Origin of the sequence: Prochlorococcus sp. MIT 1201 (genome assembly GCF_047303415.1) — a bacterium.
Lineage (GTDB): Bacteria > Cyanobacteriota > Cyanobacteriia > PCC-6307 > Cyanobiaceae > Prochlorococcus > Prochlorococcus marinus_D.
The window spans coordinates 1,648,261-1,660,639 of record NZ_CP138947.1; the positions used below are offsets into that span (position 1 = coordinate 1,648,261).

General features: G+C 53.6%; 12 protein-coding genes and 1 rRNA gene. 8 read left to right on the top strand and 5 right to left on the bottom strand.

Annotated features, from left to right (window positions below; translation table 11 throughout):
- Positions 1–349: 349 nt before the first annotated feature.
- Entirely contained in the window at positions 350–499 is a 150-nt protein-coding gene (locus SIB41_RS07930) for a hypothetical protein (protein ID WP_413358061.1), read from the bottom strand.
- A gap of 396 nt (positions 500–895) precedes the next feature.
- On the opposite strand from SIB41_RS07930, the gene SIB41_RS07935 reads away from it, so the two are divergent.
- On the top strand, positions 896–2,290 hold the full coding sequence (locus tag SIB41_RS07935) for an alanine/glycine:cation symporter family protein (protein WP_413358063.1): 1,395 nt from the start codon (positions 896–898) through the stop codon (positions 2,288–2,290).
- Positions 2,291–2,308: 18 nt separating this feature from the next.
- Here the strand turns inward: SIB41_RS07935 and SIB41_RS07940 are convergent, their stop codons facing one another.
- Positions 2,309–3,760: a glycoside hydrolase family 13 protein gene (locus SIB41_RS07940; RefSeq protein ID WP_413358065.1), complete on the bottom strand. Its 1,452-nt coding sequence runs from the start codon at positions 3,758–3,760 to the stop codon at positions 2,309–2,311.
- 40 nt (positions 3,761–3,800) lie between these two features.
- On the opposite strand from SIB41_RS07940, the gene SIB41_RS07945 reads away from it, so the two are divergent.
- The 3 genes from SIB41_RS07945 to SIB41_RS07955 all read left to right on the top strand — a co-directional run bounded on the left by SIB41_RS07945 (position 3,801) and on the right by SIB41_RS07955 (position 6,892).
- Entirely contained in the window at positions 3,801–3,941 is a 141-nt protein-coding gene (locus tag SIB41_RS07945; RefSeq protein WP_413358067.1) for a hypothetical protein, read from the top strand.
- A 25-nt stretch (positions 3,942–3,966) separates the two neighbouring features.
- Entirely contained in the window at positions 3,967–5,346 is a 1,380-nt protein-coding gene (locus SIB41_RS07950; RefSeq protein ID WP_413358069.1) for an aldehyde dehydrogenase family protein, read from the top strand.
- 100 nt (positions 5,347–5,446) lie between these two features.
- Positions 5,447–6,892 carry a LysM peptidoglycan-binding domain-containing protein gene (locus SIB41_RS07955; protein ID WP_413358071.1) on the top strand — a complete coding sequence of 482 codons (1,446 nt, stop codon included), beginning with the start codon at positions 5,447–5,449 and terminating at the stop codon, positions 6,890–6,892.
- Between the two features lie 18 nt (positions 6,893–6,910).
- On the opposite strand, the gene SIB41_RS07960 is transcribed toward SIB41_RS07955, so the two are convergent.
- Both SIB41_RS07960 and SIB41_RS07965 read right to left on the bottom strand, forming a co-directional pair.
- On the bottom strand, positions 6,911–8,404 hold the full coding sequence (locus SIB41_RS07960) for a RecQ family ATP-dependent DNA helicase (RefSeq protein WP_413358073.1): 1,494 nt from the start codon (positions 8,402–8,404) through the stop codon (positions 6,911–6,913).
- 62 nt (positions 8,405–8,466) lie between these two features.
- Positions 8,467–9,507 (bottom strand): hypothetical protein, encoded by a 1,041-nt coding sequence (locus SIB41_RS07965; RefSeq protein ID WP_063403532.1) that lies wholly within the window; start codon positions 9,505–9,507, stop codon positions 8,467–8,469.
- A gap of 130 nt (positions 9,508–9,637) precedes the next feature.
- On the opposite strand from SIB41_RS07965, the gene SIB41_RS07970 reads away from it, so the two are divergent.
- From SIB41_RS07970 to mtnC, 4 genes are read left to right on the top strand one after another with little or no spacing between them, the layout of a single operon-like run.
- Entirely contained in the window at positions 9,638–9,844 is a 207-nt protein-coding gene (locus SIB41_RS07970) for a photosystem I reaction center subunit IV (RefSeq protein WP_063399026.1), read from the top strand.
- Between the two features lie 5 nt (positions 9,845–9,849).
- Complete coding sequence (locus SIB41_RS07975) at positions 9,850–10,725, top strand: DNA-formamidopyrimidine glycosylase (protein WP_413358075.1); 876 nt, start codon at positions 9,850–9,852, stop codon at positions 10,723–10,725.
- Between the two features lie 12 nt (positions 10,726–10,737).
- The gene (mtnB, locus tag SIB41_RS07980) at positions 10,738–11,361 is read left to right on the top strand and encodes a methylthioribulose 1-phosphate dehydratase (protein ID WP_413358077.1); all 624 of its coding nucleotides are present in this window, start codon (positions 10,738–10,740) and stop codon (positions 11,359–11,361) included.
- A gap of 11 nt (positions 11,362–11,372) precedes the next feature.
- Complete coding sequence (mtnC, locus tag SIB41_RS07985; RefSeq protein ID WP_413358079.1) at positions 11,373–12,095, top strand: acireductone synthase; 723 nt, start codon at positions 11,373–11,375, stop codon at positions 12,093–12,095.
- A 107-nt stretch (positions 12,096–12,202) separates the two neighbouring features.
- On the opposite strand, the gene rrf is transcribed toward mtnC, so the two are convergent.
- Positions 12,203–12,319: ribosomal RNA gene (gene rrf / locus SIB41_RS07990) — 5S ribosomal RNA — on the bottom strand.
- Between the last annotated feature and the right edge of the window lie 60 nt (positions 12,320–12,379).

A 12,379-nucleotide genomic window follows, 5' to 3' on the forward strand; every position in this document is an offset into this window, starting at 1 on the left:
CATTTTTTTTCATTTTTTCATTGTTCCATTGCTCAAACTCGTCTGAGCGGACGGTCATAGAAGAAGCAAACAAGACGAGAGGAGCCCCCGATCACAACAGCTACCAGAGGACGCACCTAGCGAAGCCTTAACTGACTTTCAAGAGCAAAGTTGGCGAAAGATGTCACATCTGCCAAACATTGAATCCATCAGCTACAAGCAACATTTCATGCGCAGCCATGACGCATTCACGTCTCTAGCGATCAGACCATTCTCGATCTCCGTCTCCTCTATAAACCTCGACATTCATTTAGATATCACAACCAAGCAAGTAGGCATTGATCATTTCTTTGAAAATTCAATCACACCACTACGCCGATCTAGAAAGACTTGAAGTAGCAACAACGTCTACTGCAATGCCACTAGACAGTCCTGTAACGACAACAACACCTTCAGCAGCAGCGTCTATCGCAGCAACCTCTACAGAGTTAAGCCTTGCTGGCTCCAGCCCTGCTGACAAGTCGCTCTTTTGAAAATAACTCTGCTGCAAGAAGTCTTGAGCAAGATTCAGACAGCAGCGACAGTTATGACTCCATTACCGGCACAAGCTCCTTCGACATCGCCGCAACCGATAGCGGGAACAGTGTGTATCAACCGTCAAACACTGCTCTGTCCTTCAATAGGCATGAGAAAGGATGTAAGTCGATCTTAAAGCTGAAGCGACAAACAGAAAGAACCTGGGATGGACCACAACTAAATACTGTGCTCACCACCACCCTCCAAAGCAAGACTAAAAGGACCAACCTTTAAACAAACAACGCTTTCTACTGCTGATGTAACAACCTCAAAGGCAGCCTGATACGAACATTGCCGTCAGCAGGAGCATCTGACAACATCTTTGAACGCCTTTGCAAAAATGGATGTGTTGCCAGCGTCGATCTTGACGAATTTATCCTTACAACTCGGACAGTTCCCAAGCGGACTGGAAGACGCCGTCGAGGCCATCAATAATCCGATCAACGGCTTTGCCTGGGGTTGGCCCACAGTCATCCTGATTGCAGGCACCGGCATCTTGCTGATGGTTGGGCTGGGCTTTATGCCCTTACTGCGCATCCCCTATGGCGTGCGCATGCTGCTTCTCAATCCAACCTCCTCTAGCGAGGGAGAAATCAGTCCATTCCAGGCACTGATGACCTCGATGGCGGCCACGATCGGCACGGGCAACATCGCCGGTGTCGCTGTTGCGATCGCCATGGGCGGCCCTGGGGCGGTGTTCTGGATGTGGCTAATTGCCATTTTTGGTATTGCCACCAAGTACGCCGAAGCCTTACTTGCAGTTCACTTCCGCGAAGTGGACCCCCTCGGCAATCATGTCGGTGGTCCGATGTACTACATCCGCAATGGCCTAGGTCCAAACTGGGCCTGGCTGGGCGGATTCTTTGCCCTGTTTGGAATGCTGGCGGGCTTTGGCATTGGCAATGGCGTGCAATCGTTTGAGGTCTCCAGTGCCTTAGCCACGATCGGCATCCCTCGGCTTTTAACGGGTGTCGTGCTTGGAGTGCTTGTCTTTGGAGTCATCATTGGCGGCATCAAACGCATCGCCCAGGCTGCATCCGCCATCGTTCCTTTGATGTCGTTGTTTTATGTGATTGCTTGCCTGGTCATCATTCTCAGCAACATCAGCGAAGTGCCAGAAGCGTTCTCAACGATCTTCTCCAATGCCTTCACAGGCGAAGCCGCTGCCAGCGGCACGTTGACCCAAGTGATCCTGATGGGCTTCAAGCGCGGCATCTTCTCCAATGAAGCTGGTCTTGGTAGTGCGCCTATCGCTCACGCTGCCGCCAACACCAATGACCCCGTCCGTCAGGGCACTATCGCCATGCTTGGAACCTTCATCGATACTTTGGTCATCTGCACAATGACGGCTCTGGTGATCATCACCACCGGCGCCTATCAGAGTGGTGAGTCAGGCTCTGATCTATCAATCGCTGCCTTCAACAGTGGCCTTGCAGGCTCAGGTTGGGTCGTGACAGCTGGCCTCGTGGTGTTTGCCCTAACAACAGTCCTTGGCTGGGGCTTTTACAGCGAACGCTGCACTGAATATCTCTTTGGGGTGCAAGCCATTCTTCCCTTCCGCCTGGTGTGGGTCGCTGTGGTTGTCATTGGTGCTGTTGCAGGCAATCGCGGCGTGGTGTGGGACGTAGCTGACACACTTAATGGTCTGATGGCGATTCCTAACTTGATCGCACTGGTGCTGCTCTCAGGCACTGTCTTCCGCCTCTCCAAAAACTACCAATTTGAAGAGGGCTAAACGTAGAGGTGATCTTGATCAGTGAAACAACACTGCTGATTGAGGGCCTAATCCCCGGCCATTGCATTCCAATGCTCCTTCCAGCCAAAGTGGGTCTGTCGATGAGCCTTTCATCCGCAACCATGACCTGCGACTGCGATTGACCCACACCTGAATCGGCGTCTCCTTTTGCGTTGAGCCTGGCTCGGGCTGCATCAGCCAAGCATGAAGTGCATCAGCTCCAATCGGTTGCCATTGCAAACCGCCATCACTCAACGCTGGGCAACGTTGGCGCAGATCACTCAACGACTGAATGAAATCGCGCAGGTCTGCAGGCCAAGGCGTATGCCACGGGAACCCTTCTCGGCAAGCTGGTTCAGGGCCACCCTGCAAACCCGCCTCTGTGCCGTAGTAGATGCAAGGCGCCCCTGGTTGCAAAAACAGCAACAGCAAGGCCAACTTCAACGCCGCAAGATCCCCCTGAAGTGTGTGCAAAGCTCTAGGCACATCGTGACTATCAAGCAAGTTCAACTGGCTGCGGTTCACCTCAGGTCGATACCAACCCAGCGTTGTTGCCAATAGCTCAACAAAAGCCTCCCCACTCAGAGGGTCAAGGGGATAGGCAGGATTGCGATACCGACGGCGTAATCGCTTACCAGCAACCCAGCAAAGGCTGCTCCAACCCATCCGATAATTCATCACCCCATCAAAGTGCTGCCCCTGTAGCCACGGTCTCGCATCACCCCAGATCTCAGCCAAGATCCAAGCGTCTGGATTCACTGCCTTAACCATGTGCCGAAACTCCAGCCAAAACTCAGCAGGCACCTCATCAGCAACGTCAAGTCGCCAACCATCGATTCCCTGCTCGAGCCAATAGCGGGCTACGGCAATCAAATACTCACGCACAGGGGCATGGGCATGATTGAACTTTGGCAAGGCTGGATCGTTCCACCAGCAGCTGTAACCACAATCCTGCCCACGCCGTGGATAGGGATGAAGCGGCCATTGCCGCACCTCAAACCAATCGCGATAGGGCGAAGCCTCACCATTTTCCAAAAGATGATGAAAAGCCCAGAACCCGCGACCACAGTGATTAAACACGCCATCCAAAATGATGCGCATCCCGCGGCGATGCACCGCCTCAATCAAAGCCTCTAGCGCTGCATTGCCACCGAGAAGCGGATCCACCTGCAAGTAGTCATAAGCGTGATAGCGATGATTAGCGGCAGAGCTAAAGACGGGTGTCAAGTAAAGGCAGCTGATGCCAAGCGCCTGGAGATGATCAAGAGCCTCGATCACCCCGTAGAGATCTCCCCCCTGAAAACCCTGCTCAGAAGGGTCACTGCCCCAGCAGCGCAAAGCCAAATGCTGATGAGCTAAGACACGGCCACTACAACGAAAACGATCAGGGAAGATCTGATACACCACCGCCTGGGCGACCCAGCGGGGAGTGTTGGTCAGCCCATCGATCTGCTGCATGCCCCATTGCATACCAAGATTCCACCGCTAGCACTTGAACAAGAGAACAGCCATGGATGATCAGCTCCTAAGCCTGGCTCTCGCTCAGGGCACCAGTAGCTCCAGGGCCGCCGTCTTCAAACCCGCAGGTCAACTGATCGCCAACGCTTGTGCCCATCCGCCAACAGCGCCGGCACCACTGCTAGACACCTAGACACGAGTAACAATGGTGTCAGACCTTGCTTCCTGAGAACTTTCTGCTGAGTGAACTGCGCAAGCCAGTCATTTCGGGCCTCACAAGACCAGAAGCCTGGCGCAGAAAGCAACTCAAGCAAATTGAGGTCCTCATCGAAAAGCACCAAGACGAGGTGCTTGATGCCCTGGCAACGGATCTAGGCAAACCACCAACCGAGGCATTGTTTGAGCTGATCGCTCTGCGTGGGGAGCTCAAACTGGCTCAACGGCAGCTCAGCCGCTGGATGCAACCCAGGCACGTACAAGTGCCTTTAGCCCATCAGCCAGGTCAAGCCGAGGTAATCCTCGACCCCCTGGGTTGTGTTCTGATCATCGGCCCCTGGAATTACCCCTTCTCTCTAACCCTCCAACCACTGATTAGTGCTCTGGCAGCAGGCAATACAGCAGTGCTCAAACCTTCCGAGCATGCCCCTGCCACCTCTCGACTGATCGCCCATGTGATCCCTCAACATTTCTCCAGCGAGGTCGTACAGGTGATCGAAGGGGATGGGGCCATTGCAGCGGCACTGATCAAGCAACCCTTTGATCACATCTTCTTTACCGGCAGCGGCGCCATCGGCCAGAAGGTCATGGCTGCTGCCGCCGAACATCTCACTCCAGTGACCCTGGAGCTAGGAGGGAAAAGCCCAGCCATCGTGATTGATGGCGCCGATCTCTCGGTCACGGCTAGGCGATTGGTATGGGGGAAGGGTCTCAATGCTGGTCAAACCTGCATCGCCCCTGACCATCTACTTATCCAAGAACAACTCAAACAGCCTCTATTGCAGGCGATGAAAGGAGCCATTACTGAGCTCTATGGAGGCGATCCGCTGCGATCACCCCACCTCGCCAAGATCATCAACGATCGTCATTTCCAGCGACTACAACAGTTGCTTGATCAAGCAAAGCAGCGCGGCAAGGTGCTCTCAGGCGGACAAATTGACCCCGATCAAAGACGCATCGCTCCCACTCTGATTGACGTAGACAAGCGCGACGATCCGCTGATGGAGGAAGAGCTCTTCGGCCCACTGCTGCCTGTCATCAGCGTGCAAAGCCTTCATGAGGCTCTCGCTGAGGTCCGACAACAACCAAAGCCCCTGGCCCTCTATCTCTTTGGCGGAACACATGCCGACCAACAACAGCTCCTCAACACAACCAGTTCAGGCGGAGTGTGTTTCAACGATGTGGTGATGCATGTAGGCATTCCTGAGCTGCCCTTTGGTGGAGTCGGGGCCAGTGGCATGGGGCGTTATCACGGCCTGGCTGGTTTCGAAACCTTTTCCCATCAAAAGTCTGTCTTACGTCGCCCCTTCTGGCTAGATCTCAAATTGCGCTACCCCCCCTACAAGGCCAATCTGGCGTTGCTCAAAAAGGTGCTGGGATAATCAAGCCGCTTTTTGCAAGGGCATCATTTCGGGATGCTTGAAAAGGGCTAGCGTATCTGTGGAAGCAGCTTATCTTTCACCAAACTGTAGAGAGAGATTGATGCGCCGGATCATTGTTAGCGCTCTAGCCCTGACAACACTTCTACCGCTGCCATCCTGGGGTGCCAGCGTCACAGTGAGACCCGGTGACACCCTTTCGGAAATCGCAGCGCGATATCAGGTATCCCTTCGGGCCTTGATGCGGCTGAACGGCCTAGCCAATGCAGACAACCTCTTCATCGGCCAGACCCTCAAACTGCCAGGTAGCTCATCAGGCACAGTCACGACTGGAGCAAGCCGTCACACGGTACGAAGTGGCGAGACCCTCAGCACCATTGCTGTTCGCTACCGAGTGCGCCAGCAGGATCTCATCACCCTCAATGGTCTGAGCAATGCCGACAATTTATATATCGGCCAAACGTTGAAATTACCGGGAGGTGCTTCCGGGGCAATCAGAGCTGGCGCCAGTCGTCACAAGGTTCGCAGTGGCGAAACCCTCAGCATCATTGCTGCTCGCTACCGAGTTCGCCAACAGGATCTCGTCGCCCTCAATGGCCTTGCCAATGCCGATACCTTATTCATCGGCCAGACCCTCAAACTGCCAGGCAGCTCATCAGGCACAGTCAGAGCTAGCGCCACTCGTCACACAGTACGCAGTGGCGAAACCCTCAGCACCATTGCGGCCCGCTACCGAGTTCGCCAACAGGATCTCGTCGCCCTCAATGGCCTTGCAAATGCCAACCATGTCGAACGTGGCCAAACCCTGAAACTGCCCCAAGGGGCTGTTGTTCTCAAACCCAAAGCAGCAGCAAAGCCCAAACCTGTAGCCATTCAGGCAAATCCAAATGCCACCTCCCATACCGTGGCTCGAGGGCAAACATTGAACCAAATCGCTGGGGCTTATCAAATCCCTGTAGCAACCCTGATCAAGATCAATGGCATCAACAACCCCAACAAGTTATTAGTCGGCAGCAAACTGTCTCTACGGGTCAAACCATCAACAACAACCCAGCCAAAATCCACCACGACAGTTGCCATCAAACCGACTGCAAAAACCACTGTTAAACCAACCGTTAAATCCACCACCAAGCCTGCTGCAAAACCGCAACCCAAGCCCAAGTCCACCACGACAGTTGCCATCAAACCGACTGCAAAAACCACCGTTAAACCAACTGTTAAACCAACCGTTAAATCCACCACCAAGCCTGCTGCAAAACCACAACCCAAGCCCAAGTCCACCACGACAGTTGCTGCCAAGCCTTCGCAAACGCAATGGCGCACTTACGGTTCACTTCAAGTGGACTGGGCCAATTGGAAGTTCATGGGAGGAAGCTACGTGGCCCCAACCCTCAACAAAGATGGCAAAGCCCTTTATCTGGCTGTGAACTGCCCAGCGCGCAAGATCAATACCACCGGCACGAATGGATCTTGGAAAACTTGGGGCGCTCCACAGCAGCGCTTTGAGCATGATCTCGTCAAGGATCTCTGCAAAGCCAAAGGCGGCTAAATGCATCGAGGGCTGCACTCAGGCCGCATAGTGCAGCGGCCAGGGTTGGCGTAAAAAGCGCCGACCGCTCTCACGTAAATAGAGCCGCTGGACACCATCATTGCTCTCCGTAATCAGCTCTTCCTGCACCAACCTGCGAGCCAACCAACCCCAACGCTCTTGCTTGCGGCCTGTAGTGGAGGAAAGGCTTTCACTGAGACTGCGAAGATTCATGCCCTTGCGATCTTCGAGCACCTCAAGCACAGCAAAGGCTTGCTCAGACCAATCACGGCGGCGGGCAGTCTGCTGACAGCGATCGCAGCGACCACAAGGCGGCACCAATTCACCAACGGCAAGCAAAAGCCCTTGTTCCAGGCAAAACTCCCCTTCTGCTACCGCCTCGATACGCCGCAACTGTTGCTGCGCCAGCTCCAACCGCATCTGAATCTCCTGCGTAGCGTTCTCATCAGCACAACGGCGAGCGGAAGCATGCATCGCCCAACCAAGGCTGGTGCGATCACCAGGAGAAAACAACACCAAGCAATCGGCCGGCAGTCCATCACGCCCGGCCCGGCCAGACTCCTGCAAATAGCCCTCCGGCGTTGCAGGCAGATTCAAATGCAGAACCAATCCCACATCGCTGCGATCTACACCCATACCAAAGGCCACCGTGGCCACCAGCACAGGCTTCTCTTGATCTAGGAAATCAGCCAGCGCCTGCTGGCGCACCTCCGGGGCAAGCCCGGCGTGATAAGCAGTAGCCGCAACATCCTCAGCCTGCAACCGCTCTGCCCATTGCTCCACAGAGCGACGCGTTCTGGCATAGATCAGCGTGGCACCGCGTGATCCTTTCAAAGCCGCAAGCACATCAGGCAAGGGATCTCTCGATCGCCTGCGCATGGCGTAGTGGAGATTATTGCGCCGGGCCGAGCAAACCTGCACCTGCGGCCGGCGAAGAGCCAAGAGGCGGATGATGTCGGCACGCACCCTTGGAGCCGCAGTAGCACTGAGAGCAACCACAGGCACACCTGGGCAGAGGCGGCGCACCTGCCCCAGGCGGCGGTAATCAGGCCGGAAATCATGGCCCCAAGCACTGATGCAATGGGCCTCATCAACAGCTAGTGCCACCAACTTTCCCTGCGCAGCTGTGTCCTCGATCAATTGCCGCGTGGCCTCACCTTGCAAGCGCTCGGGAGCCAGATAAAGCAAACGCAAGCGCTCATCTCGCAGGCGAACCAGTGCATCGCGACGGCGCTCCGGATCCAGGCCAGCATGCAAACAAGCGGCGGCAATCCCCCGCCGTTGCAGCTGCATGACCTGATCCTCCATCAAAGCCACCAAGGGAGAGATCACCACCACCAGACCATCACGCAACAGCGCTGGCAGCTGATAACAAAGCGATTTACCACCACCGGTGGGAAGCACCGCCAGAACATCCTGACCCGCAAGAATCGCTTCCACCACAGGACGTTGACCAGGCCTGAAACCATCCCAGCCATAGTGATGGTGCAGGGCCTCGATCAGTGGATCCACTTCACACCACCAATAGCGCCCTCAAGATAACGAGCGCCAAGCCTGATGGCACGATCTCGAACTCAAGACAGCGGCGGCGGCTCGAGCTGGTCAGGAGCCTCCTCCACCAGCTGCAAGCGAACCCGTTTCCCTCCCGCCAACTCCCCAAGCGACACCCTCAAGGTTGCCCCGCTAAGGCTCTGCAAAGCACCCAAAACATCACGGAGATAAGGGGTACTGCTGCCACTTTCCACCCAAAGGCGTTCCTGCAAGCCACCCAATCGTCTCCAGGCCGTATGCAGCTTCAGAACGGAGGCTTCTAAAGACTGAGCCTGAGAGACAGCATCAGCCAGCAAACCCAAAGCATCGAGACGCTGAGCCTCATGCATGGCCTTCTCCAGGTTGAGTTCACCTTGCTGGAAAGCCCTCACCGCCTCGCTGGCCTCTGTGGTCTTACTGATCCAACGTGCTGTGCTGGTGACATCCTTAATGCAATCCAGTTCTGGCTCCTCCCGCAAAGCTCGCCTGAGATCTTCCTGCTGAAGCTCCGGCAGTTTTGCCAGCTCCCTTACCAGAGGAGCCACAACCTTGGGAGGCAAAAGATTCTCCTGCGTGCGCTGGCGGATCTCCTCCGGCAACAGGGGGCTTGTGGCAGACGTGAACTCATCTGTCAATCGGCGAACCTGCTTGCGAGTGATCTCTTGACCTTCATTGGCTGCCTCGGAAATCATCATCTGCACTTCTGGAACAGCCTGCGTCGTTTCCATGAAGGCCCTTTTAGAGAATTGATTCACGCTGCTCTCCTCCAGCATTCCTTCTGCCAGCAAGTTCTCAGCCGAATCAGCCAGCTGAATCAGGGCATAAGCACGGGTCTTACTGATCTCCCGTTCACGCAACCACTGCAAAAAACCAGCACCACGCCCCTCACCACCCCGCTTCTCACGATCCCGCACTGCCCTAAGGATTCGCCCCCGCCAAATCTCAGTTTGCAAATCAAAGCGATCGCACAAAGCCCAGGCTTGCTCGAGTCGAGCAAGAAACTCCATGGTGCTGATGTCGTCCTGCTCCGGATCGGGCAGATCCAACTCAATAGCAGGAGGATCAAGAGCAACGGACGAACTCACCAAAACACACCTGGCTTAAGGCTGGATGCTGCCATGGCCTATACCCCAAGGGGCGACATTCTGTGACGCATGGGTCAACTCACACACTCACGGCGATAGTCTTATGTGTGAATTCAATACCTGCGCAGCGATGGCGATCTCAAAAGGCGACAAAGTTCGCATCAGGCGCCAAGAGAGTTACTGGCACAATGAAGTGGGCACAGTGGCCTCTGTCGACACCACCGGCAAATATGGGGTACTGGTTCGCTTCGAGAAAACAAACTACTTCGGCATGCAAGGTACCGATAACGGCAACCTCACCAACAGCTTTGCTGAATCAGAGCTCGATCGCGCCTAAGGCGCTTGCCGGAATTACCTGAAGTTGAGACGGTCCGCCGCGGATTGGCAGACCGTCTTGTTGATTTTCAGATCTGCCAGGTTGAGGTTTGCCGAGAACGAGCCATAGCAAGCCCTGGCGGTTCTGCCCTATTTATCAAGATGCTCTGCGGCATGCACGTGGGCTCATGGTTAAGACGCGGCAAGTACTTAATGGCGTCTTTACATCATGATGTTGCCCAGCCATCAGCTGATTCAGAACCAGATCCTGATGGTGGATGGTGGGGCGTTCACCTGCGCATGACAGGGCAATTTCAATGGCATGAGGCCATCAGTTCACCCTGCCCGCATACACGCGTACGCATCTGGAACAAAAAAGATGAGGAACTGCGCTTCGTTGACACCCGCAGCTTCGGACAAATGTGGTGGGTTCCACCTGGCAACGCCCCGGAAACAATCATCACAGGGCTGCAAAAACTTGGGCCAGAGCCATTCAGCAGCGCCTTCAATTCCTCATACCTAAGCAAACGCTTGAAGGGTTCGAAACGACCAATCAAGTCAGCACTTTTGGATCAATCCATCGTGGCAGGGGCAGGAAACATCTATACCGATGAAAGCCTTTTTGCCGCCAGAATCCGTCCCCACACTCCAGCAGGTCAATTAAAAAAGGTCGAACTCGAACGCTTATGCGCCTGCCTCACGGAGGTCCTCAGAGTGAGCATCGGTGCTGGAGGAACAACCTTCAGCGACTTCAGAGATCTTGAAGGCATTAACGGCAACTACGGTGGTCAAGCCTGGGTGTATCGCAGAGGAGGCCAAGCCTGCCGGATATGCAGCACGCCCATCCGCCGTGAAAGCCTCTGCGGTCGTGGCACCCACTGGTGCCCCAATTGCCAAAGATGAATCCCGGCAAAAATGTTCGATTCACAGCAACAGCGGCAAGCTCTAAGCGACACCATTCGCGATCTCCATCAACGTGGTTGGTGTGATGGAACTGGCGGTAATTTCAGCCTTGTTCTACAAAAAACGCCATTGAGATTATTGATGGCACCTAGCGGCATTGAGAAAAGAAATATCGAGGCAGACGAACTCATTGAAGTCGACAGCTCGGGTAACCTAATTCAAGGGGAAGGTAGAGCTAGTGCTGAAACAGATATGCATTTAAAAATCATCGAGCAGACCAACGCCAAGGCCGTACTGCACACACACTCGATTACAGCAACATGGCTATCCAACCACTATAAAAATACGGGGAAACTAACAATTGAAGGCTGGGAAATGCTGAAAGGGCTGCAAGGGATTAATAGCCATTCCACATTAATCACTCTGCCAATCCTATTGAACAACCAAAACCTAGCCAAATTAAGCCAAGCAGCAGGCGAATTAGTCCATGATGCACCCTATGGAATACTGGTCGCAGGGCACGGTTTATACGCTTGGGGGGAGAGCCTCAACGAAGCAAGGCGTCATGTAGAGATCTTGGAGTTCCTACTAGAGCTCTGCTGGCGTGAACAACTTATAGCCAGCCAAAAATCGTGATCACTCACATCTTGCTTGATATTGAAGGCACCACATGCCCTACAAGTTTTGTTAGCGATACCCTCTTTCCTTACGCCGATAGCCATCTAGAAGGATTCCTAAATGAAAATAGAGGAAACAATGAGATTCAATCTCTTATAGATGAAGCTTGGCATGAATGGAAAGCTGATCATGATCCGAGCAGCAAAGATCTCCTAAGCAAAGCATTTAGGGAGAACAGCCGCGAAATCGAGAACATCTGCGGCTACCTTCAATATCTAATAACAATTGATCGCAAGTCTAGTGCTTTAAAAGATCTGCAAGGCAGAATCTGGCGAGAGGGTTATGAGAAAGGTGACATCTCCTCTTCACTCTACCCAGAAACGATCGAGGTACTAAGCAAACTAAAACAACAAGGTTATATCCTTGCAGTATATTCATCAGGCAGCATATCAGCTCAAAAGCTCCTCTACAGACACACGACTAATGGAGATCAAACAGCGCTCTTTAGCCACTGGTTTGATACTCGTACTGGCAACAAGAAAGAAAGCAAAAGCTATAGCGATATCTCCACAGCTATGAACATTCCCGTAGAAAAGGTGATGTTTATTAGTGATAGCTGCGCAGAATGTAATGCCGCAAAAAAAACAGGCATGAGTGTTTTATTCAGTCTTAGGGAAGGCAATCCAGAACAAGACCCACGTGATCACAAAGCAATCAAAGAGCTCTGGAGTCTATTTGATTATCTTCTTTAAAAATCACACTGACTTAGCCATCAAAAAAGCCACCCCTGCGGGTGGCTTTTTCTTGGTAAATCAACAACTCTTTCTCGAGATTGATGATCTACATGCGGAAATGTTTTACCTGGCATTGAGCTATTTTCTCAGAGGGCTACCCCCAAAATATCGTCGCCGCTGATGCGTTTCACAACCGAGTTCGAGATGGATCGGAGTGGTTCCACATCGCCATGAACACCAGGATAAAATCATTCCCAAGGAGTGAACCTTGAGAACTGCATAGGTCATCATCCTTGCGAATG

Excerpts from the sequence above, each read along its gene's own strand:
- mtnB (WP_413358077.1), top strand. The coding sequence starts at position 10,738 with ATGTTCGATTCACAGCAACAGCGGCAAGCTCTAAGCGACACCATTCGC.
- SIB41_RS07940 (WP_413358065.1), bottom strand. The coding sequence starts at position 3,760 with ATGCAATGGGGCATGCAGCAGATCGATGGGCTGACCAACACTCCCCGC.
- SIB41_RS07945 (WP_413358067.1), top strand. The coding sequence starts at position 3,801 with ATGGATGATCAGCTCCTAAGCCTGGCTCTCGCTCAGGGCACCAGTAGC.
- SIB41_RS07935 (WP_413358063.1), top strand. The coding sequence starts at position 896 with ATGGATGTGTTGCCAGCGTCGATCTTGACGAATTTATCCTTACAACTC.
- SIB41_RS07955 (WP_413358071.1), top strand. The coding sequence starts at position 5,447 with ATGCGCCGGATCATTGTTAGCGCTCTAGCCCTGACAACACTTCTACCG.
- SIB41_RS07970 (WP_063399026.1), top strand. The coding sequence starts at position 9,638 with ATGGCGATCTCAAAAGGCGACAAAGTTCGCATCAGGCGCCAAGAGAGT.